This is a genomic window from Methylobacterium sp. 10 (genome assembly GCF_000519085.1).
Classification (GTDB): Bacteria; Pseudomonadota; Alphaproteobacteria; order Rhizobiales; family Beijerinckiaceae; genus Methylobacterium.
The window spans coordinates 1714340-1735314 of sequence record NZ_KI912577.1; the positions used below are offsets into that span (position 1 = coordinate 1714340).

Below are 20975 nucleotides of genomic sequence, written 5' to 3' on the forward strand. Positions count from 1 at the left end.
CGTTTGTCATCCGCAAGGGGCTGCTATACAGCCCCGGTCCACCGATCCGCCCGGTGGAGGTGGAGGCTTCGGGACCTGCCGACGTGATGGTCCGCCATCGTCCCGGTCCGGTGGGGCCGAGGGTGGCAAGCGCCCGATCCGTCATGGATCTGTCACCGCCGGCGGCGAGAGACGGTTGGTCGAGACGCCCCATCGAGGCGGCCGAGGAGAGAGCCTGATGAAGATCGCGATGATCGGCGCGGGGTATGTCGGCCTGGTCTCCGGTGCGTGCTTCGCCGATTTCGGCCACACGGTCTGTTGCGTGGACAACGATCCGGCCAAGATCGAAGCGCTCGAACAGGGGCGCATCCCGATCTTCGAGCCGGGTCTTAATACCCTGGTCGCCGACAACGTCCGCCAGAACCGCTTGACCTTCGCCACCGACCTGACCAGCGCGGTGGCCGCCGCCGATACGGTGTTCATCGCGGTGGGCACGCCATCCCGGCGGGGCGACGGTTTCGCCGATCTCTCCTATGTCTATGCAGCGGCCCGCGACATCGCCGCCGCGCTCACTGGCTATACGGTGGTGGTAACCAAATCCACGGTTCCCGTCGGCACCGGCGACGAGGTCGAGCGCATCATCCGCGAAGCGCGGCCCGATGCGGATTTCGCCGTGGTGTCGAACCCCGAATTCCTGCGCGAAGGCGCGGCGATCGGCGACTTCAAGCGGCCCGACCGCATCGTCATCGGGGCCGACGACGCCCGCGCGGCGAGCGTGATGAACGAGGTCTACCGACCGCTCTATCTCAACCAGGCGCCGATCCTCGTCACCGGCCGGCGCACCGCCGAGCTGACGAAATACGCCGCCAACGCGTTCCTTGCCACCAAGATCACCTTCATCAACGAGATCGCCGACCTGTGCGAGCAGGTCGGCGCCAACGTCCAGGAGGTCGCCCGCGGCATCGGCCTCGACAACCGCATCGGCTCGAAGTTCCTGCATGCCGGGCCGGGCTATGGCGGGTCGTGCTTCCCCAAGGATACCCTGGCGTTGGTGAAGACAGCGCAGGATTGCGGCACGCCGATCCGCCTGGTGGAGGCGGTGGTCGCGGTCAACGATCAGCGCAAGCGGGCCATGGCCCGCAAGATCGTCACCGCCTGCGGCGGCTCGGTGCGGGGCAAGACCATCGCGCTCCTCGGCCTCACCTTTAAGCCGAACACCGACGATATGCGCGACGCGCCGTCCCTGTCCATCGTGGCGGGCCTGCAGGATGCCGGCGCCCGCATCCGTGCCCATGACCCTGAGGGGATGGAGGGTGCCCGTGCGCTGATGCCGGACATCGCCTATGCCGACGACCCCTATACCTGCGCCGAAGGGGCCGACGCCCTCGTCATCGTCACCGAATGGAACGCCTTCCGCGCCCTCGACTGGGCGCTCCTCGCCCAGAGCATGGCGGCGCGGGTGGTGGTCGATCTGCGCAACGTCTACCGGGGCGAGGACGTGGCCCGCCACGGCTTCCACTATGTCGGCATCGGCGTGCCGACGCCGGTGGCGTGAACCGCCCGCGGGATCAGAGGATGAAGTCGGTCGCCTGAAGGTCGCCGACGACGGACTTCAACAGGATCTGGAAATCGGCCCGGCCGTTTCCGTCGACGTCGCCTTCGAGGAACGTGGAGCTTCCGGACACCCTCATATGCAGGTCTCCGGCTTGGGCGAGCGCGGCATTGCCGATGAAGGTGAAGCCCTGGTCGCCTTCGGCACCGGTCACCGCCTGGATCGCGGAGAGGTCGATCCGGTCCTGGCCCAACGCGAAATCCGTGATCGTGTCGTAGGTCTTGCCGGCAAGGCTGTCCGAGATGGCCTGGAGGGCGAAGGTGTCGTTGCCGACGCCGCCCGTGAGCGTGTCCTTCCCCGCGCCGCCGACGAGGATGTCGCCGCCACCGCCACCCTTGAGCTTGTTCGCCGCATCGTTGCCGAGAAGCACGTTGTCGAGCGTGTTCCCGGTGCCGTTGATCGCCGCGTTACCCGTCAGGGTCAGGTTCTCGATGAACTGCTTGCCGAGGGAGAACGAGATGGAGGCCTCGACTCGGTCGGTGCCCGACATCGGCCGCTCGAACACGCGGTCCCTGGCATTGTCGACGATGTAGACGTCGTCGCCACCGCCACCGGTCATCGAATCCGCGCCGGCATAGCCGTCGAGGAGATCCGCGTATTTCGATCCGGTGAGGGTGTCGTCGCCCGACAGAATCGCCGCCCGAACGCTCCCGGCATCCTGCTCGCGATAATCGAGGGCCTGCTCGGCCGTGATCGCGAGACCCTGGATCTCCAGGAGGGGGCTGGCGCCGTAGAACAGGGTGACGCCATTGGTCACGCCCGTGACGGGGTAGGGGGCGGCCTCGTAGGAGAACCCGGACCCAACGATGTCGAAGAAGATGTCCTCGCTCAGCGAGGCACGGAAACCCGTCTCGACCTGATGGGAATAGCTGACGTGATCGTCATACGAATAGATGTCGATCGTATGCGCATCCAAGGGCAGCGAGGATTTGATCGTAACCACGGACGCGTTCTCCATCACCGTGTTCGCCCGCTCCCCGAGAGGAGCGGGCGGTGTCGATGATGTGATTGCAACCGAAACCTGAGAAAGGCTTAAGGCCGAGCATCCGCCCTGTGGGCGGAGCGGTCGGTCGCCGCAGCATGACGCTTCAGTTCAGCCCGAGCGTCCGCCCTCTCCAAGCTTTACCCGGAGGTGGCGTTTCTCACGCCGCCGCGTCGATGGCGGTGGAGGCGCGGCGGACCTTGCGGTCCATGCCGTCGAGGAAGGCGTGGGCGTCCTCCTTGCGCTCGAACACGTGCGGGGCGAGGCCGCGATTGTTCAAGGCCTCCTCCATCTTGAGGCGCAGGAAGGCGCTCGTCGCGTAGCGTGTGGTGGTGAGGTAATAGTTCGCCGAGAGGTATTGGATCATGCTCGCGTAATCGTCGTACAGGTTCTCGTTGATCCGGAACCCGTCGTGGTTGACCACCGAGTTGACCCGCTGGCCGGCCTTCTTGCAGGCATCGACCAGGACCTTGCGCAGGTCGTCGATGTCGCTCTTGATGCGGGCGTGCCAGCCTTCGAGGTTGAGGAACAGGATGTTGCGCTCGGCGTCGTAGCTGACCCGTTCTGGCAGGTTGAGGTTGAGGAGGTCCGAGAGGAGCTCCATCGGCTCGTCCCGGAACAGGCGCGGGTCCATCTGCGCCGGGTGCTTGATGATCGGCGTGAAGCCCATATGGGGCAGGATATCGCGCTCGATATCGATGCCGGGTGCTACCTCGATGAGTTCGAGCCCCTCGTCCGTGAGCTGGAAGACGCAACGCTCGGTGACGTAGATCACCGGCTGCGAGCGCTTCTGTGCATAGGGGCCGCTGAAGGTGATCTGCTCCACCTGCGGCAGGAACTTCTGAGAGCGTCCCTCGGTGACGATCTTGAGTTTGCCGTCCTCGATCGTGGTCTCCAGGCCCCCCACGGTGAAGGTGCCGGCAAAGACCACCGAGCGCGCGTTCTGGCTGATGTTGATGAATCCGCCGCAACCGTTGAGCTTGCCGCCGAACGCGCTGGTGTTGACGTTTCCGTGCTGGTCGCACTCGGCCATGCCGAGGCAGGTCATGTCGAGGCCGCCGCCATCGTAGAAATCGAACATCTGGTTCTGGTCGATGACGCAATCGGCATTCGTCGCCGCGCCGAAGCTCGACCCGGACGCGAGCACGCCGCCCACCGCGCCGGCTTCCGTGGTGAGGGTGATGTAGGGTGTCACCTTCTCCTCGTTGGCCACGGCCGAGATGCCTTCGGGCGCGCCGACGCCGAGATTGACCACGCCGTTGGGCGGCAATTCGAAGGCCGCGCGCCGGGCGATGATCTTGCGTGCGTCGAGCTTCATCTTCTTCATGCCGCTCACAGGCACGCGGATCTGGCCGGCGAGCGCGGCATCGTGCTGCACGCCGTAATTCATGCGGTGCATCTCGGGCTCGGCCAGGACCACACAATCCACCAAGATGCCCGGAACGCGCACGTCCTTCGGCAGGAGGAAGCCGTCGTCGACGATGCGCTCCACCTGCGCGATGACGATGCCGCCGTTGTTGCGAGCGGCCATGGCCTGAGCGAGGCAATCGAGGGTCAGGGCCTCCTTCTCGAAGGAGATGTTACCGGCCGGATCCGCCGAGGTGCCGCGGATGAAGGCGACGTCGATCTTGGTGGCGGTGTAGAACAGCCACTCCTCGCCATCGACCTCCACGAGCTTGACGATCTCGTCCGTCGTCACCTCGTTGACGCGGGCGCCGCCGTGGCGCGGATCGACATAAGTATGCAGGCCGACCTTGGAGAACAGGCCGGGCTGGCCGGCGGCGCAGGCGCGGTAGAGCTGCGAGATCACGCCCTGAGGCAGGTTGTAGCCGACGATCTTGTTGTCCTGGGCGGCCTTGGCCACCTTCGGCATGCGCCCGAAATTCGCGGCGATGACGCGCTTCAACAGGCCCTCGTGATGAAGCCGCCCGGTGCCGAGGCCTTTGCTGTCGCCGGCGCCGGCGGTCATGATCAGGGTGAGGCCGCGTGGGGCGCCCGTGTCGACGAAGCGCTTCTCAAGAGCGGCATGAAGCGCCTCAGGGATGCAGCTCTGCACGAACCCAGTGGTGGTGACGACGTCGTCATGCCGGATGAGGGCGATCGCCTCCTCGGCCGTGATCACCTTATTTTTCTTCATCGACCGGTCTGTCCTCGGAGCGCCTGCCGCGTCCCAACCCTAACACAAGTGATATCTTGCATAGTTTCGCGAGTGCGGAAGTCTTGTTTGGCGCGGACACCGTAAAGATGCGGTCCAGTTTCCGCAAGGGTCTGGTCTAGGGGCAGTAGCGACGCGAACGTCTTGCTGCACTGCAGCGGATTGCTGGGTTCTCGCGCCCCGGTATGCAGCCTTTCCGGTGGTTCGCGAGGATTCCGCGCAATGGTCCCCTCTTACTTCGGCGGCCTGAAGACTTTTGCGGTGCGGGAAAGTCGACAGTATTCTACATTCTGAGTTCCACCGCTGCTGGCTGTTGTGCGCCGGTCTCCATTCCCGGTACTCCGTCGATGTCGCGAGATCGGATGCGGTTCGTTGCCGATCGATGGTGTTCACGCCAGGTTGCCTTGCCATCGAACCGCCCGGTGACGCAGGCTCATCCGGACGGTGCCGTCATGCGGCCGTCGATCCCATAACCGGAACCTCGAACCCTCCATGATCGTCCGTTCGCGTCCCAACCTGATGGCCGTGCTGTTCACGCTTCAGGGCTCGATCCTGCCGAGGGTGGCGCTGAAGGTGAGCTTCATCACCGCGGCGGCCATCGGGGTCGTCGCGGTGGAACGGGCTTGGCCCCATCCCTTTCCGATGAGTGCCGGTATCGGCCCCTTCACCCTGGTCGGGTTGGCGCTGTCCATCTTCCTGAGCTTCCGCAACGGAGCCTGCTACGACCGCTGGTGGGAGGCGCGCAAAGCCTGGGGAACACTGATCCTCGAAGCGCGCTCCTTCGCCCGGCTCCTGGCGGCGCTCCTCCCCGAGGAGCGGCACGACACGCTGCGAAGCCGCACGATGAAACGCGTCATGGCCTTCGCCAAGGCTCTCCATGCGCAGATGCGGCGCGAGGACGAGGTTGCGGCCGCCACGCCCTGGCTGTCCGAGGCGGAGGCCGCGCCCCTTCGCGACCGCCCGAGCGTGGCCGACTCCGTGCTCGTGCACCTCACGGCCGATCTCGGCCGGACGCAGCGGGCGGGGGACCTGACCGATATCCAGTTCGGCCTGCTGGAGCAGAAGATCGCGGCCCTCGGTCAGGTCCAGATCGTGTGCGAGCGCATCCAGAGCACGCCGCTCCCCTTCGCCTACACCCTGCTTCTGTACCGCACGGCCTGGATCTACTGTCTGCTCCTGCCCTTCGGGCTCGCGGGCACCCTGGGCTGGGTGACGCCGCTCGTGACGGCGCTCGTCGCCTATACCTTCTTCGGCCTCGATGCCCTGGGGGACGAGTTGGAGGATCCGTTCGGCACCGAGCCCAACGATTTGCCCCTCGATGCCCTCGTCCGCGTGGTGGAGGGGATCGTTCTCGACGCTCTCGGTGAGCCCATGCCGCCACCCCTCGCCCCGGAGGGCTTCCTCCTGCGCTGAGGCGGCGGTCGGGGCGATCCGCTCAGTATTCCCAGAAGATCCGCTGTAGCTCCTTGGTGTCCTGCGTCTTCGTCAGGGCGACGGCTGCGAGGATCTTGGCCTTCTGTGGGTTGAGGTCGTGGGCGACGACCCAATCGTACTTGTCATCTGGCTGCTCGGCATTGCGCAGGACGAAGCCGTCGCCGACGCGGGAGGAGCGGATGATCTGCACGCCCTTGCCGCGAATGTCCTTGAGGGTATCGACGAGGTAGCCCGCCACCGAGCCGTTGCCGGTGCCGGCATGGATGATCGCCTTTGCGCCGCCGGCCACGGCGGAGGTGTAGGGTTCGGGGTGCATGTTGCCCGAGCCGTAGACGATGGCGACATCCGGCAGGGAGTCGATCGTCTCGATGTCGAACTCGGACGTCGTGCCGTGGCGCTTCACCGGCGCGCGGAACCAGTAGGTCTTGCCCTCCACCACCATGCCGAGGGGCCCCCATTGGCTGAAGAACGCGGACGGCTTGATGTTGACTCGCTTGGTGGAGTCGCGCCCGGCCTGGATCTCGTCGTTCATGGTGAGAAGCACGCCCTTGGCGCGGGAATCCTTCGCGCCGGCCACCACCACAGCGTCGAGGAGGTTGAGGGCGCCGTCGGCCGAGATCGCGGTGGACGGGCGCATGGAAGCGACCATGACGATGGGCTTGTCGGTCTTCACCACGAGGTCGAGGAAATAGGCGGTCTCCTCCACCGTGTCGGTGCCATGGGTGATGACCACGCCATCGACGTCGTCGCGCTTGACCAGGGCCGACACCTGCTTGGCGAGCTGGATCAATTGGGCGTTGGTGAAGCTCTCCGACGCGATCTGGAAGGCCTGCTCTCCTCGCACGTCAGCGACCTGAGCGATGGCGGGCACGGCGGCGATGAGCTTGTCCACCGGGACCTTGGCCGCCTGGTAGGTGGCGCTGTTGGCGGCATCGGCGCCGGCGCCGGCAATGGTGCCACCGGTAGCCACGATGACGACGCGGGGCTTGGCCGCCACCGCCGGCGCGGTGGCTTCCCCCGGTTTGGCCGGGGCCGGGCCTTCCAGCGCCGAACCCGAGACCGGAGCGAGGGGCAGGCCGAGACCGAAGGCCAGGGCGATGGCCATCGGAAGAGCGTGGGAGCGGAAGGCTGAGGGGGCGTGCTGCATCGTGGTATCCTGTCGCGGTCCTGATCCCCGCATTGTGGCCGCTCCCTCCGCCAAGGCACAGGCCAAAAAGGCGGCGGCCACAGGCTGATCGCGCATCAATCCGCCCCGTTCGTAATAAGGGCCAGGGCGCGCGGGCGGGCATCGTCGCGAAGATCACGCAATCGTGCGGCATCCCGCCCCTGGCCTGGATCGGCTATGGATCCGGTCGCTGGTCCGGTAAATGCTTGCAATCGGAGCGAAATAACGAGACTTTCGGACAGCGGGCACCCCTCGTTCGGCTCGCGTCCGATGCCCCGGGCGCGGAGCCGGGCGCGAGGAACCGATATCGCCACTCGTGCGTCGTGCCGTCTGGATCTGGGGATCGATCTCTTGGTGTATATGGTCGACGCTCCGGAGCAGCAGGTGAGTTCCACCACGGACCCGCTGCTGCTCGACAATCAGCTCTGCTACGCGCTCTATGCCGCCGCTCACCGGATCACCCGGTCGTACCGCCCCATGCTGGAGCGGATGGGACTGACCTATCCGCAATATCTGGTCCTCCTCGTCCTGTGGGAGACCGATGGCGTGACGGTGTCGGATATTGGCCGCCGCCTGAGACTTGATTCCGGCACGCTGACTCCGGTTCTGAAGCGGCTCGAGACGGCCGGTTTCCTGGTCCGCAGCCGACGGCTGAGTGACGAGCGCGAGGTCGAGATTCAGCTCACCCCGCATGGCCGCGACCTTCGCGCCGAGGCCCGCCTCGTGCGGGAATCCGTGATGTGCCAGCTCAACATGTCGGAGCCGGAGGTCCAGGCCATGCGCGCCGACCTCAATGCCCTGATCGAGAACCTGAGTGCCGCTGGCTGAACCCCTCCCGGCATCGCCGTGTGGAGAATGACCCCGCCGGTGCCGGTTGTGGTCGTGGTGTCACATGCGCGTCGTAGGGACCGAGGGGCTCTACTCTGGCAAGGCGCGACGCCGTTTTAGTTTGCCGGGTAAATTTTGCCTTGAGGGCGATCTTCTTTTTCCGCTAGAGCCAATCCGTGTCCGACGCGTCGAAGCCTGTCTCGGCTGTTCCATCCTTTCCATCCTCGCGTACCCGTCCTCGCGTGACAGATAAGGAGCGTCCGATGATCCGGAGCTCGATGGTCCTCGTATCGATCGCCGATGCGATGAAACCGCCCGCCTCGTCGCGGAGGCGTACAAGGTCCCGTCTCGAACCTCGCTGTCGGCCTCGGCCCGTCGAACCCGGACGGCGGCGGGGCGTTCACCTGCCATGACTTCAGTCCAGTTGGAGAGTGAGGCAGAGCCTCGACGCCAGGTCGGTGCCTTGCCGTTCCGGCGCCTGCCGGATGGCGGGTTCAAGATTCTCCTGATCACCTCGCGTGAGAGTCGCCGTTGGGTGATCCCGAAGGGCTGGCCGATGAAGGGGCGCAAGCCCTTCGAGGCCGCTGCCCGGGAAGCCTATGAGGAGGCCGGTCTCCTGGGCGAGATCGGCAAGAGGCCGCTCGGCTTCTATCTCTACGAGAAGCGCCTGAAGAGCCGTGATTTCGTCCTTTGCCAAGTCAAGGTGTTCCCCCTGGAGGTGCGCAAGCAACTCAAGCACTGGCCTGAGCGGAACGAGCGCGAGGATCGCTGGTTCTCTCCGTCTGATGCGGCGGAAGCCGTGGCCGAATCCGGCTTGGCGGGCATCATACGAGCCGCCTGCAAGAGGGAAACCGGGCTGCTCGTTTCAAACGGATTGCTCAAAGGTGGCGAGAAGTGATTGCCAAGCCGCTTTCGATCCGCTAACTCCCCGCTCGTCCCGACACGTCGCGACGATCGGCTGCTGTAGCTCAGTGGTAGAGCACCTCATTGGTAATGAGGAGGTCGACAGTTCAATCCTGTCCAGCAGCACCATTCCACTTCAGGCACTCAGCGCAATCCAGAAGCCACACTTTCGGCGCCGGAATTTTTTCGGGTGCAGCGGAGGGTGTACGCAGTCATGAGCGATAGCGACGATCACGGCAGGACCGATCATAACGCGCCCTGCCGGTTTGAAGCGTCCGCCCTGTCCGGATTCCGGATGCCAGGCATTGGTCTTCGGTATCGTCGCAAAAGACTTGCTTCCGTCCTGATCCCATATCGTGGACGCAAACTGGCTTCCTCCTAAACGAATGTCCGTCGATACCGGTGTTCCGCGGGCCCCCCGTTGACATGCAGGCGCTTCAGAAGTGTCCGTCGTCAGACGATTTGGGACATTCAGCGGTGTTCAGGAGCGGAGGCTCTGGTCCATCTGGGTTGAGAGGTTAAGCGGCCTGCGCGTGGTGGCGCAAGCGGCGATCCATGAGGGTCTGGCGCTTGATGCGTTCCCGCTCGGCCAGGATCCCTTCGCCGCGTCCGAAGCAGACGTCGGCGGGCGTGAGGTTGCTCAGGCTCTCATGGGCTCGGGCATGGTTGTAGTGTTCGACGAAGTCGGCAACCTGCGTCTCCAGCTCGCCGAGCAAGTAGGCGTGTTCGAGCAGGATGCGGTTCTTCAGCGTCTGATGCCAACGCTCGATCTTGCCCTGCGTTTGAGGATGGCATGGCGCACCGCGGATGTGGGTCATGCCCCGAATGCCGAGCCAGTCAGCCAGGTCGTTGGCGACATAGCTCGGCCCGTTGTCGGAGAGCAGGCGTGGCCGCTGCATCACCCGCGCCTGATCGAGCCCAGCCGCACCCAGCGCCAAGTCAAGCGTGGCGGTGACGTCGCTGGCCTGCATCGTCGGGCACAGCTTCCAGGCGACGATGTAGCGTGAGAAGTCGCTACGCGGTCCTTTGGTTCGTCCAATACGGTCGACAGGTAGTACCAGCCCCAACCAACGACCTTCAGGTAGGTGAAGTCCGTCTGCCAAAGCTGGTTGGGCGCGGTGGTCTTATCGCCGAACTCGTCGGCGGCCTTGATGACGATATAGGCCGGGCTGGTGATCAGGTCCTGAGACTTGAGCAACCGGTAGACGGTCGATTCCGAGACGAAGTAGCGGCGCTCGTCTGTGAAGCGCGCCGCCAGCTCACGCGGACTGAGTTCAGGCTGCTCCAGAGCCAGGGCAACGATCTGCTCGCGGATCTCCGCAGGTAGACGGTTCCAGACCCGGCTCGGCTGCGAAGGATGGTCATTCAACGCCTCGGGGCCGCCGCGCTGGTAGGCGTCGTACCAGCGGTAAAACGTCGAGCGCGTGATGCCGAGCTTGTCCAGGGTGGCCCGCACCGGCAGGTGGGATTGCTCGACCAGCCGGATGATCTCCAGCTTCTCGGGGGCCGGGTACCTCATGCCTCGTCGCCCCCAGCCCCGCTCATGCTTTTTTTTTTAAGCAGACGGTTCTCCAGGACGAGATCGGCTACGACCTCCTTCAGCGCCCCCGCTTCGCGACGGAGATCCCGCACCTCATCCGTGGTGGCCGCACGAGCCGTGTCTCCCGACAGGCGCTTCTTACCAGCCTCCAGGAACTCCTTGGACCAGCCGTAATACATCGAGGCGGCGATCCCCTCACGTCGGCACAACTCGGCGATGCTGTCCTCGCCACGCAAGCCTTCCAGCACCACACGAATCTTCTCCTCGGACGAGAACTGCCCACGTGTGGCCCGACGGATGTCCTTGATCACCGCTTCTGCCGGCTTCTTGGCCGGTCCGGATGTCTGCTTCATCTTCGCTCCTTAGGGGCTACGATGAACCAGCCATCCTCCGTTCGTGAAGACCCTCAATCTGTCCCACAGGTGCTGACGTCGGACAGCGGAATTCCACACGCGACGGCACGTTTGAGGAATCCGTGTCCCACGGCGCCGCAGCGGCGGCGTCGCATTGGTCGATTGCGGTCTCGTGCCTGGCCGATCGCCCCTCTCCGGCTTCGGCTCCCAACGGGCAGAGCCCGCTAAACGCATAAAGAAAAGCCAAGCACTTGAAATCGATCAGTCGCGTTCTGCTTCGCATTATCGACGGCTGGCTTTGGAGGGGACGTACGGGACCGTTGTGATGTCGGTCTCATGCCCTGTGGTGTACAACCCAAAGCATTGAGAAAATGCGAAAAGGCTGCATTGCACGTTTCTTGTCGAGAGACGGGCGGGCATGTGTCTCGTCGGCGCAACACTCGAAAACCGGGGCACGTTGCGTTTGTCTGCGGAAGCGTCTTCGCAAGGGCGTGCTGGACCGATCGCTCTGGGCACCGCCTTGACGTTGTCGCGGCCGAGGCGATAGGGCTACGCCCCGTCGCGGTTGCCAGCCTGTAAAACCAAGGCTTGAGCGCGGGGCGCATGTGCGCGGCGGTGTCGCCGGTTTCTCGGCATGGCGGCTTCAGACACGGGAGCGGCAGCGCGAACGATCGAGGAAGCGATCCGCGGCGCGGCGCCCCAGATCGATCGAGAGGTTTTCATTGTGAGCTTTGAGCCGGATCACAAGGCATTGGCGATTCCCGGTCCCGACGTGGCCGACGCGCGACCGTCGGCCGATGCGGAGTCCATCATTGCCGCCCTGGAGAGGGCGGCTGTCTCAGCCTCTGAGTCCCCACCCTCGCGCAAGATGGTGGATATGGCCAAGCGCCTCATCGTCGAGTTGCGTGCCGCGTGCCGGGAGCGGACGGACGCCAAGCCGATGATGCTGCGCGGCCGTGCGGCGCTCAAGTCGGTTCAGGAGGCGTACCGGCCCGACGAGGCGGATGTGGCCGAGGATGCGGTGTCCGTCGAGCGCCGTGCCGTGAAGGCCGAGGCGGCTCGCCGGCGCGTGGCCGAGCGTGAGGAGGTATTCGCCCAGAATGCCGAACGCATGCGCAAGATCGTGGGGGCGTTGTTGGCTGCCGCGAAGACCGAGGATCCCGGCCGTTTCACGGTCCAGGCCGGCCTGTGCCAGCAGATCTGGGACGAAATCGGCCCCGCCGGTCCGGAAGGGCCGGCCCTGCTCAAGGCCTATCGCAAGGCGTCGGCCGCGTTCTGGGCCAAGGCCGGTGTGCCGGAGCCCGGCCGGGCCGAACAATCCTGACGTCCTCCGGTCCTGACCGGGCTCGATGATGTCGTGCCCCGGGATGTAAACGATCCATCCCGGGGCTTCATGGTTACGTCCGGCGGATCAGCGTGCCCGCGCCGTGGTCGGTGAAGAGTTCCAGCAGCACCGCGTGGCTGACCTTGCCGTCGAGGATGACCACCGCCTCGACACCCTGTTCCAGCGCGTAGATGCAGGTCTCGATCTTCGGGATCATCCCGCCCGTGATGGTGCCGTCGGCGATGAGGCGGCGGCAATCCTCGAGGGTCAGGTCGGTGATCAGCTTCTTGTCCTTGTCGAGTACGCCCGGCACGTCGGTGAGGAGCAGCAGGCGCTTGGCACGCAGCGCCCCGGCGATCGCCCCGGCGAAGGTGTCGGCATTGACGTTGTAGGTCTGCCCGTCGGCCCCGAAGGCAACCGGGGCGAGGACCGGGATCAGCTCGGCTTTCAGCACCGCGTCGAGGACGCCGCGTTCCACGTGCTCGGGCTCGCCCACGAGACCGAGATCGATCTCTTGCTCGGTCTGGCTCTCCGGGTCGAGGACGGTGCGCGTCGCCTTGCGGGCGCGGACCATATTCCCGTCCTTGCCGCAGAGGCCGATGGCGCGGCCACCCTCGGCCGAGATCCAGCCGACGATCTGCTTGTTGATCGAGCCGGCGAGTACCATCTCGACCACCTCCACGGTGGCCTCGTCGGTGACGCGCAGGCCGCCACGGAACTCGGATTCGATGCCGAGCCGGCCGAGCATGCGCCCGATCTGCGGCCCGCCGCCATGGACGACGATGGGCTTCAGGCCGGATTGCTCGAGAAGCACGATGTCTTCGGCGAAATCCTCCGCCGCCGCGCGGTCGCCCATGGCGTGGCCGCCATACTTGATGACGACGATCTCCTGGTCGTAGCGCTGCATGTGAGGGAGCGCCTGGACCAACACTTCAGCGCGCACATGCACGTTCGGCAAGGCGTCTTTTGCCAGAGATTCTTTCATCGTGAGGCACTGTCCTCGCTACGGCGCCGGATCGGAATGCGCGACGACGCGCTTCTAGCGCAGCGATGTCGCACTGCGAAGCGCCCTAACCGCCAAAGCTCGGAAAAATGGTCCCGTCGTGAATGGCGGATCGATGGTGAGAACGGCCAGCACCAAGGGGGAAGGGCATAACCATGCGTTAACCCTGTCCTGTGATCCTTTGGAAGATTGCACAGGACGCTCCCTCCGATGCTTGCCGCGGATCCCACCGTCGCCCGTCCGACCCTCACCGGCCTTCGGAATCTGACTGCCGCCCTCGCCCAAATCGGGAAGGACACCGCCTCTCCCGGAGAGGTCTGGCGCAGACTGACCGATAGCTACGTCGTCGATCTCGATGCCGTCGCCAGCATCCTGCCCCGCGTCGAGCCCGAGCCGACCTGGCTCGTGCCCCGTAACGAAGACCGCCTCGTCACCGGCCGATCGCGGGCCGGCAAGGTGACGCTTCGCGCATGAATCCGAAGTCTTCGCGCCGCGCATGCGAGCCATGTCCGGCCGGGGCCGAGGCCACCTTGCGACAGGTTTGGCATCTGTCATGCTAGATCAAGTCCAATGAGAAACGACGAGGAACGCTCAGGCAACAATCACGCGGCCGCTCGACGCCTGAGCAACACCGCGGACCTTATTCGCCGAACCGAAAAAGGGGTCCGTCATGTCCGAATTGTTAGCTGTCGCCCTGGTTTGCTCCAGCATGATCGCGGCGCAGGATTGCTCCCGCACCACCGCCCTCGACGTCATCGTGTCGCCCGCACACACACCGATGGAATGCATGATCCACGGCCAGACCATGGCCGCCTCCACTTGGAGCGCCGACGGCGAAAAGCGCTACGTCCGGGTGACCTGCGAGCGGCGCCACGCCGATTTTCGTGGCCTGCGCCGGGCCGGCTACGCCGCCGCCATCGTCCTCGTCCCGCGTCACGCGATCTGAGCGATCCCACCCGCGGGAACGCGACGGTCGATCGCGGCCTCAAGGCCTCGTCGCTCTCAACAGTGCCTCACGCCTCGATCCGGAGCGTCTCGCCCCGTTCGAGTCGACCCCCGTGGAGCACCTCCGCGTAGACTCCGCAATCGGCATGGCCGAGCCGCATGGAGAGCGTCCGGGGGATCGCGAGGTCACGGATGCCGGTCGCCGGATCGACATTCGTCGCCGCGCAGCGCTCCGTCCGCTTGGAGACCCGCAGGCGCACGCCGCCCCCCGTGGCGAAGACGCGCCCGACGAGGTCGAGTTCGGCGAAGGGAGCGAGGCCGGAGAGATGAAGGTTCGCGCGGAAACGCAACGGATCGACGGGCGCGCCCACCATGTCCTCGGTCGCCGCGACACTGGCGAGGTTGAGGAGCGAGACGAAGCCGCGCGCTGAATCGGTGAAGCGGAAGCCGTCCGGTGCGGTGAGCAGCTTCGGCGGCCCGCGCAGGACGTCGGCGAATTCGGCGTGAAAGAACGCGTTCACCGCTGCGCGCCCCTCCGCGGTCGAGATATCGGCCGCGACGGCGATGCCGTCCCCCCGCCGGATCGTCAGCACCGATGTTTCCCCATCGTAGCGGGCGCCGAGCCGGGCCAGGGCCTCGTTGCGCATGAGCATGAGGAACTTGATCTTGGGCTGATGCTTCGGCGCGGCCGGATCGAAGCCTGACGGCCCATTCTCGATGGCGAACAGCCGGTCGCCCGGAAAATAGCCTCCCGCTTCCAGTGTCGCTCCCTCCAGCCCCTCGGGCGAGAGCCCTTTCACGGGGTAGCGGTGGAGCGCTTCGAGGCGCAATTCCGGCGGGCTCGTCGTCGTCGCTGTCATGCCGGCAGCCTCGCCCGAAGCCATGGTCGCGCGCAAGTCCGTGATCGGGTCTTGTGGTGCTCATTTGCAACACTACATCGTGAGCAATCGGCGGCCATCGTGGCGCCGAGGCTTCCCGGACCATCCGGTCGGGGAGCGACGTCTCGACGGGGCCGCGCCGCTTGGCGGGCGGTGGATCGTCGGTACGGGGGAGAGGAAAGACATGAATTTCGAGATCTATACCGAACGCGCCCGCGGCTTCGTCCAGGCCGCGCAATCCCTGGCCCTTCGCGAAGGCCATCCGCAATTGCAGCCGGGTCACCTCCTGAAGGTGCTCCTCGACGATCCCGAGGGCCTCTGCGCCGGTCTCATCGACCGCGCGGGAGGACAGTCTCGCGTGGCCCTCGCTCAGGTCGAGCAATGGTTGGCCAAGCAGCCCAAAGTGTCCGGCAACTCGGCTCAGCCCCAGGCGACGCGCGAACTCGTGCGCCTGTTCGACACCGCCGAGAAGGCAGCTCAGAAAGCGGGCGATTCCTACGTCACCGTGGAGCGCCTGCTCCTGGCTCTCGCGGTAGAGAAGGACACCGAATCCGGCCGTGCGCTCGCCGCCGCCGGCGTTACCGCCGCGTCGCTGAACGCCGCCATCAACGCGCTCCGCAAGGGCCGCACCGCCGACAATGCCACGGCCGAGAACGCCTACGACGCGCTCAAGAAATACGCCCGCGACCTCACCGAGGCCGCCCGGGAGGGCAAGCTCGACCCGGTGATCGGCCGCGACGAGGAGATCCGCCGTACCATCCAGGTCCTGTCCCGTCGGACCAAGAACAATCCGGTTCTGATCGGCGAGCCCGGCGTCGGCAAGACCGCCATCGTCGAAGGGCTGGCCCTGCGCATCGTCGACGGCGACGTGCCTGAAAGCCTGAAGGACAAGAGCCTGCTCGCCCTCGACATGGGCGCGCTGATCGCCGGCGCGAAGTATCGCGGCGAGTTCGAGGAGCGGCTGAAGGGCGTCCTGTCCGAGGTCACCTCGGCGGCGGGCGGCATCATCCTGTTCATCGACGAGATGCACACTCTCGTCGGCGCGGGCAAGGCTGACGGGGCGATGGACGCCTCCAACCTACTCAAGCCCGCTCTGGCACGCGGCGAGCTTCATTGCGTCGGTGCGACCACCCTCGACGAGTACCGCAAGCATGTGGAGAAGGACGCGGCCCTCGCCCGCCGCTTCCAGCCCGTCTTCGTGTCCGAACCCACCGTCGAGGATACGGTCTCGATCCTGCGCGGCATCAAGGAGAAGTACGAGCAGCATCACGGCGTGCGCATCCAGGACGCGGCGCTGGTGGCGGCCGCGACCCTGTCGAACCGCTACATCACCGACCGCTTCCTGCCCGACAAGGCCATCGACCTGATGGACGAGGCCGGCTCGCGCCTGCGCATGCAGGTGGATTCGAAGCCGGAGGAACTCGACAACATCGACCGCGAGGTGGTGCGCCTCAAGATCGAGGGCGAGGCCCTGAAGAAGGAGACCGATTCCGCCTCCCGCGACCGTCTGGTGCGGCTGGAGAAGGAACTGGCCGATCTCGAGGAGCAGTCGGCCGCGATCACGTCGCGCTGGAAGGCCGAGAAGGACAAGCTCGGCGCCGCCGCCGATCTCAAGAAGAAGCTCGACGAGGCCCGGACCGAACTCGCCAACGCCCAGCGCCAGGGCCAGTACCAGCGCGCCGGCGAGCTTGCCTACGGCGTGATCCCCGGCCTGGAGAAGCAGCTCGCCGAGAACGAGGCCGCGGCCGAATCCGCCGTCGCCCGCGATGGCATGGTGGAGGAGGCGGTCACGCCGGCCCATATCGCGGGCGTCGTCTCGCGGTGGACCGGCGTGCCCGTGGACAAGATGCTGGAGGGCGAGCGCGATAAGCTGCTGGCCATGGAAGCGGCACTGGGGCGGCGTGTCGTCGGCCAGCGGGAAGCCGTGGAAGCGGTGGCCACCGCCGTGCGGCGCGCACGCGCCGGCCTGCAGGATCCGAATCGGCCGATCGGCTCGTTCATGTTCCTCGGGCCGACGGGCGTCGGCAAGACCGAGCTGACGAAGGCGCTCGCCGGGTTCCTGTTCGACGACGACACCGCCCTCGTGCGCATCGACATGTCAGAATACATGGAGAAGCACTCGGTGGCCCGGCTCATCGGCGCGCCTCCGGGCTATGTCGGCTACGAGGAGGGCGGAGCCCTCACGGAAGCCGTGCGGCGCCGGCCGTATCAGGTCGTACTGTTCGACGAGATCGAGAAGGCGCATCCGGACGTGTTCAACGTCCTGCTGCAGGTACTCGACGACGGGCGTCTCACGGATGGGCAGGGGCGGACGGTGGATTTCCGCAACACGCTCCTGATCATGACCTCCAACCTCGGGTCGGAATATCTGGTGGCACAGACGGACGGGCAGGATACGGATGAGGTCCGCGACGAGGTGATGGGTGTGGTCCGCCACCATTTCCGGCCGGAATTCCTCAACCGGATCGACGAGATCATTCTGTTCCATCGTCTCCGGCGCTCGGAGATGGGGGCGATCGTCGATATCCAGCTCAAGCGGCTGCAGACCCTCCTCGACGAGCGCAAGATTGCCCTCGACGTGGAGCCCGATGCCCGCGACTGGCTCGCCGACAAGGGGTACGACCCGGCCTACGGCGCGCGCCCGCTCAAGCGCGTGATCCAGAAGGCGGTGCAGGACCGGCTGGCCGAGCAGTTGCTCGCGGGCCGCATCCATGACGGCGAGGCGGTGCCGGTCCGGCTCGGCCCGGCGGGCCTGATCATCGGCGACGATCCCGGCGTGCCCGAGCGGCGCCCGACCAGCGTCACGCTGAACTGAGGCGCGGCTCATCTCACGGCCCCGGCGGGTTCGTCCCGCCGGGGGTCGTTCAGGCGGCCGTCGCCGCCGTGTCCAGACTATTTCGAGAGAACGGCGCGCCCGACGGGGTGGGCGAGGCCCCGTCAGCGGCCAGAGCCGCGCAGCGCCATCTTCACCCGCTGCTCGAGCAGATTCCACCGCACCGAGAACCCGCCCGCCACGCAGCCCCCATAGGTCTGGCCCACGAAGAACCCTTGCTCGGCCCGGTTTCGGCAGTCGAGGACGGGAGGCACTGCCAGGACCAGGAGGACGGCACCGAAGATTGCTGCAACGCTGGCCAGGATGCCGAACAGCCAGGCTAATTGCGACGTGTAGGCCTTCCCCTCGCCGCCGCTGCGTCGGGATTCCGTCCCATCGGTGAGATCGCGGAATAGCGCGTCCGTGTCGCCGCGTCGGTCGCGGATAGTCTCCAGGGTGGATTTCCTCTCCGGCCGCGTCACGGGTCACCCTCTCGAAGATCGCTCCTGCCAGTGTGCCGTGCAGTGTTGAAGGAAGGTTGAAGACGACCCATCCCGGCCATCTCTAAGCAGGTTCGCGTTGGCAAGCCGACGCTTCACCCTGCTGAGCTCTTTGCTGTGTCGCAGGTTTTTATCGCAGACCGGGGGGCACTTCTGCGAAACCTGCTTAGCTTGGTGACAAGCCAAAATGCTGGGCTTGAGCCTGCGCCATGTTTGAGCAACATGCTGGCGTCGGCTTGGTAGACCACGCCGGATAGCGGTGGGATCACAGATGTCGGCGTCCAATCCAGATTTCCGCAATCCAGATTTCCGCAATCCAGATTCCCGCAAGCCGGTATCGATCGAGCCGGAGAACGGTCGCCCCGCGAGCGAGGGCGCAACCGACGGGGCCTTGTCCCGCCTCGGCATCCGCTTCACCGTCTGGGCCGAGCGCTGGTTTCCCGACGCCTTCATCTTCGTGGCGATCGCGGTGGTCATCGTGGCCCTCGGGGCGCTGGCCAACGGCGCGCCCGCGATGACCGTGGCCAAGAGCTTCGGCGACGGCTTCTGGAGCCTGATCCCCTTCACCATGCAGATGGCCTTCGTCACCATCGGAGGATACGTGGTGGCGACGGCCCCGCCGGTGCAGCGGCTGATCGACAGGCTCGCCCTTGTGCCCAAGACCGGGCGCGGCGCGGTGGGCTTCGTGGCGGCGGCAACGATGCTGTCGTCGTTCCTGAGCTGGGGCCTCAGCCTGATCTTCGGCGGCCTCCTCGCGCGTGCGCTGGCGCGCCGCGCCGAACTGCGGATGGATTACCGGGCCGCGGGCGCCGCCGCCTATCTCGGTCTCGGCGCCACCTGGGCCATGGGCCTCAGCTCATCCGCCGCGCAGTTGCAGGCGAATCCCAAAAGCCTGCCGCCCAGCCTGCTGCCAATTACCGGCGTGATCCCGTTCAGCGAGACGATCTTCCTGTGGCAGTCGATGCTGATCGCCCTGATCCTCTTCGTGATCTCGATCATCATCGCCTACGTCTCGGCGCCCCAGCCCGCCACCGCCGTGACGGCCGACGATCTCGGCCTCGACGTTTCGCGCGACACGCCGGATCAGTCCCGGCCGCAGCAGCCCTCTGAATGGCTCGAACATTCGCCGATCCTGACCCTGCTCCTCGTCGTCATCGCCGGCGGCTGGCTCTACCAGGAGTTCGCGCGTCAATCCTGGATCACCGCGATCTCCAACCTCAACACCTACAACCTGCTGTTCCTCACCCTAGGACTGCTGCTGCATTGGCGGCCGAGGAACTTCCTCGCCTCCGTGGCGAAGGCGGTGCCGGCGACGGCCGGCGTCCTGATCCAGTTCCCGCTCTACGCGGCGATCAGCGCCATGCTCACCAACGCCAAGAACGCGGGCGGCACCTCGGTTTCGGACGTGATCACCCACGCGTTCGTGGCGTTGAACACCACGGGCAGCTTCCCGATCTCCATGGGCGTCTATTCGGCGGTGCTCGGATTCTTCGTGCCGTCCGGCGGCGGCAAGTGGCTGCTGGAAGCGCCCTACGTCATGCAGGCGGCCAACGAGCTGCAGGTCCATCTTGGCTGGGCGGTGATGATCTACAACGCCGCCGAGGCGCTGCCGAACCTGATCAACCCGTTCTGGATGCTGCCGCTTCTCGGCATTCTCGGCCTCAAGGCCCGCGACATCGTCGGCTTCAGCTTCCTGCAACTCATCATCCACCTGCCGGTGGTACTGTTCCTGCTCTGGGCGCTGGCCTTCACGCTGACGTATCACCCACCGGTGATGCCGTAGGGTGCGATCAGCGTGCTGATCGGCATCGGTCCGCCACTGGGAAGTTCGCCATGCTGACACGTCTCGTCCTGGGAGCCGCCATGACCTTCGCGGTGATCGCGCCGGCCCTTGCGGAGGACCGGATGCCAGAGATTCCGGCCGACCGGCAGACCGAGGCACAGAAGAAGGCGTCCGAGGATTTCCTGGCCGCCCGCAAGGTGCCTGTCTTCGGTCCCTTCGTGCCCCTGCTGCGCAGTCCCGAACTCATGTCAAACGCGAGTAATATGGGCTTGCACCTGCGCTATCGCAGTGTGCTTCCCCTGCGTCTCAGCGAGTTCATCATCCTGCTGACCGCGCGGGAATGGACCCAGCAGCTCGAATGGCACATCCACCAGCCGATCGCGCTGAAGGCCGGGCTCGATCCGGCCATCGTCGAGGCCATTCGGGAGGGTCGCCGCCCCGATGCGATGGGTGAGGAGGAGACCCTCGTCTACGCCCTCTCCACGGAACTGCACCGCAACAAGGCGGTGAGCGACACCACCTACAAGCGCGTGATCGAGAAGTTCGGTGACCAGGGCGCCATCGAGATGGCGGGCATCAACGGCTACTACACGCTGCTGGCCATGAGTATGAACATGGCCCAGACCGCGCTGCCGGCAGGGGCCGTGGCGCCGCTGCCACCGCTCATCAGGTAGGGTATCCCGGCTCGTCGTTTCCAGCCCCGCGATGCGTCGGTCGAGATTCTGCAGCGTTGCATTGCAACCCGGGAGACCTGCAGCGAAGGGCTGCACCGCCCTGCC

At 65.8% G+C, this 20975-nt stretch carries 16 protein-coding genes, 1 tRNA gene and 1 pseudogene; 11 read left to right on the forward strand and 7 right to left on the reverse strand.

Annotated features, from left to right (window positions below):
• Nucleotides 1-217: 217 nt before the first annotated feature.
• Nucleotides 218-1534: a UDP-glucose/GDP-mannose dehydrogenase family protein gene (locus K368_RS0107845; RefSeq protein ID WP_027171902.1), complete on the forward strand. Its 1317-nt coding sequence runs from the start codon at nt 218-220 to the stop codon at nt 1532-1534.
• Between the two features lie 13 nt (nt 1535-1547).
• Here K368_RS0107845 and K368_RS24225 read toward each other — a convergent pair whose 3' ends face one another.
• Together K368_RS24225 and K368_RS0107855 are read right to left on the reverse strand one after the other, a co-directional pair.
• A complete protein-coding gene (locus K368_RS24225; protein WP_245259535.1) occupies nt 1548-2534 on the reverse strand; it encodes a M10 family metallopeptidase C-terminal domain-containing protein in 987 nt (328 codons plus the stop codon).
• Between the two features lie 199 nt (nt 2535-2733).
• Complete coding sequence (locus K368_RS0107855; RefSeq protein WP_027171903.1) at nt 2734-4710, reverse strand: CoA-transferase; 1977 nt, start codon at nt 4708-4710, stop codon at nt 2734-2736.
• A gap of 510 nt (nt 4711-5220) precedes the next feature.
• Between K368_RS0107855 and K368_RS0107860 the strand changes: the two genes are divergently transcribed.
• Nucleotides 5221-6141, forward strand: coding sequence for a bestrophin family protein (locus tag K368_RS0107860; RefSeq protein WP_027171904.1), 921 nt, complete (start codon nt 5221-5223; stop codon nt 6139-6141).
• A 22-nt stretch (nt 6142-6163) separates the two neighbouring features.
• Here the strand turns inward: K368_RS0107860 and K368_RS0107865 are convergent, their stop codons facing one another.
• Nucleotides 6164-7309 (reverse strand): type II asparaginase, encoded by a 1146-nt coding sequence (locus K368_RS0107865; RefSeq protein ID WP_027171905.1) that lies wholly within the window; start codon nt 7307-7309, stop codon nt 6164-6166.
• 378 nt (nt 7310-7687) lie between these two features.
• Here K368_RS0107865 and K368_RS0107870 point away from each other — a divergent pair, with 378 nt between their 5' ends.
• The 3 genes from K368_RS0107870 to K368_RS0107880 all read left to right on the forward strand — a co-directional run bounded on the left by K368_RS0107870 (nt 7688) and on the right by K368_RS0107880 (nt 9187).
• Entirely contained in the window at nt 7688-8155 is a 468-nt protein-coding gene (locus tag K368_RS0107870) for a MarR family transcriptional regulator (protein ID WP_027171906.1), read from the forward strand.
• A 409-nt stretch (nt 8156-8564) separates the two neighbouring features.
• Nucleotides 8565-9053: an NUDIX hydrolase gene (locus K368_RS24230; protein WP_036266079.1), complete on the forward strand. Its 489-nt coding sequence runs from the start codon at nt 8565-8567 to the stop codon at nt 9051-9053.
• A gap of 59 nt (nt 9054-9112) precedes the next feature.
• Nucleotides 9113-9187: transfer RNA gene (locus tag K368_RS0107880), tRNA-Thr, on the forward strand.
• Nucleotides 9188-9576: 389 nt separating this feature from the next.
• Here K368_RS0107880 and K368_RS24235 read toward each other — a convergent pair.
• Nucleotides 9577-10951 (reverse strand): annotated as a pseudogene (locus K368_RS24235) (IS3 family transposase).
• A 634-nt stretch (nt 10952-11585) separates the two neighbouring features.
• On the opposite strand from K368_RS24235, the gene K368_RS0107895 reads away from it, so the two are divergent.
• Nucleotides 11586-12275 carry a hypothetical protein gene (locus K368_RS0107895; RefSeq protein ID WP_027171908.1) on the forward strand — a complete coding sequence of 230 codons (690 nt, stop codon included), beginning with the start codon at nt 11586-11588 and terminating at the stop codon, nt 12273-12275.
• A gap of 73 nt (nt 12276-12348) precedes the next feature.
• Here K368_RS0107895 and argB read toward each other — a convergent pair whose 3' ends face one another.
• Nucleotides 12349-13260, reverse strand: coding sequence for an acetylglutamate kinase (argB, locus tag K368_RS0107900; RefSeq protein ID WP_018045323.1), 912 nt, complete (start codon nt 13258-13260; stop codon nt 12349-12351).
• A 228-nt stretch (nt 13261-13488) separates the two neighbouring features.
• Between argB and K368_RS0107905 the strand changes: the two genes are divergently transcribed.
• Together K368_RS0107905 and K368_RS0107910 are read left to right on the forward strand one after the other, a co-directional pair.
• Entirely contained in the window at nt 13489-13752 is a 264-nt protein-coding gene (locus K368_RS0107905; protein ID WP_036266082.1) for a hypothetical protein, read from the forward strand.
• A 196-nt stretch (nt 13753-13948) separates the two neighbouring features.
• Nucleotides 13949-14224 carry a hypothetical protein gene (locus K368_RS0107910; RefSeq protein WP_027171910.1) on the forward strand — a complete coding sequence of 92 codons (276 nt, stop codon included), beginning with the start codon at nt 13949-13951 and terminating at the stop codon, nt 14222-14224.
• A 67-nt stretch (nt 14225-14291) separates the two neighbouring features.
• Here K368_RS0107910 and K368_RS0107915 read toward each other — a convergent pair whose 3' ends face one another.
• A complete protein-coding gene (locus K368_RS0107915; RefSeq protein WP_027171911.1) occupies nt 14292-15083 on the reverse strand; it encodes an MOSC N-terminal beta barrel domain-containing protein in 792 nt (263 codons plus the stop codon).
• Nucleotides 15084-15285: 202 nt separating this feature from the next.
• On the opposite strand from K368_RS0107915, the gene clpB reads away from it, so the two are divergent.
• On the forward strand, nt 15286-17916 hold the full coding sequence (gene clpB / locus K368_RS0107920) for an ATP-dependent chaperone ClpB (protein WP_027171912.1): 2631 nt from the start codon (nt 15286-15288) through the stop codon (nt 17914-17916).
• A gap of 122 nt (nt 17917-18038) precedes the next feature.
• On the opposite strand, the gene K368_RS0107925 is transcribed toward clpB, so the two are convergent.
• Entirely contained in the window at nt 18039-18395 is a 357-nt protein-coding gene (locus tag K368_RS0107925) for a hypothetical protein (RefSeq protein ID WP_027171913.1), read from the reverse strand.
• A 289-nt stretch (nt 18396-18684) separates the two neighbouring features.
• On the opposite strand from K368_RS0107925, the gene K368_RS0107930 reads away from it, so the two are divergent.
• Nucleotides 18685-20196, forward strand: a complete 1512-nt coding sequence (locus tag K368_RS0107930; protein ID WP_036266084.1) for a TIGR00366 family protein — start codon at nt 18685-18687, stop codon at nt 20194-20196.
• A gap of 50 nt (nt 20197-20246) precedes the next feature.
• Complete coding sequence (locus K368_RS0107935) at nt 20247-20870, forward strand: hypothetical protein (protein ID WP_027171915.1); 624 nt, start codon at nt 20247-20249, stop codon at nt 20868-20870.
• Nucleotides 20871-20975 lie beyond the last annotated feature (105 nt).

Excerpts from the sequence above, each read along its gene's own strand:
- K368_RS0107930 (WP_036266084.1), top strand. The coding sequence starts at position 18,685 with ATGTCGGCGTCCAATCCAGATTTCCGCAATCCAGATTTCCGCAATCCA.
- K368_RS0107895 (WP_027171908.1), top strand. The coding sequence starts at position 11,586 with ATGGCGGCTTCAGACACGGGAGCGGCAGCGCGAACGATCGAGGAAGCG.
- K368_RS0107860 (WP_027171904.1), top strand. The coding sequence starts at position 5,221 with ATGATCGTCCGTTCGCGTCCCAACCTGATGGCCGTGCTGTTCACGCTT.
- K368_RS24230 (WP_036266079.1), top strand. The coding sequence starts at position 8,565 with ATGACTTCAGTCCAGTTGGAGAGTGAGGCAGAGCCTCGACGCCAGGTC.
- K368_RS0107905 (WP_036266082.1), top strand. The coding sequence starts at position 13,489 with ATGCTTGCCGCGGATCCCACCGTCGCCCGTCCGACCCTCACCGGCCTT.
- K368_RS0107855 (WP_027171903.1), bottom strand. The coding sequence starts at position 4,710 with ATGAAGAAAAATAAGGTGATCACGGCCGAGGAGGCGATCGCCCTCATC.
- K368_RS0107910 (WP_027171910.1), top strand. The coding sequence starts at position 13,949 with ATGTCCGAATTGTTAGCTGTCGCCCTGGTTTGCTCCAGCATGATCGCG.
- K368_RS0107865 (WP_027171905.1), bottom strand. The coding sequence starts at position 7,309 with ATGCAGCACGCCCCCTCAGCCTTCCGCTCCCACGCTCTTCCGATGGCC.
- K368_RS0107870 (WP_027171906.1), top strand. The coding sequence starts at position 7,688 with ATGGTCGACGCTCCGGAGCAGCAGGTGAGTTCCACCACGGACCCGCTG.
- argB (WP_018045323.1), bottom strand. The coding sequence starts at position 13,260 with ATGAAAGAATCTCTGGCAAAAGACGCCTTGCCGAACGTGCATGTGCGC.
- K368_RS0107845 (WP_027171902.1), top strand. The coding sequence starts at position 218 with ATGAAGATCGCGATGATCGGCGCGGGGTATGTCGGCCTGGTCTCCGGT.
- K368_RS0107915 (WP_027171911.1), bottom strand. The coding sequence starts at position 15,083 with ATGACAGCGACGACGACGAGCCCGCCGGAATTGCGCCTCGAAGCGCTC.
- clpB (WP_027171912.1), top strand. The coding sequence starts at position 15,286 with ATGAATTTCGAGATCTATACCGAACGCGCCCGCGGCTTCGTCCAGGCC.
- K368_RS0107935 (WP_027171915.1), top strand. The coding sequence starts at position 20,247 with ATGCTGACACGTCTCGTCCTGGGAGCCGCCATGACCTTCGCGGTGATC.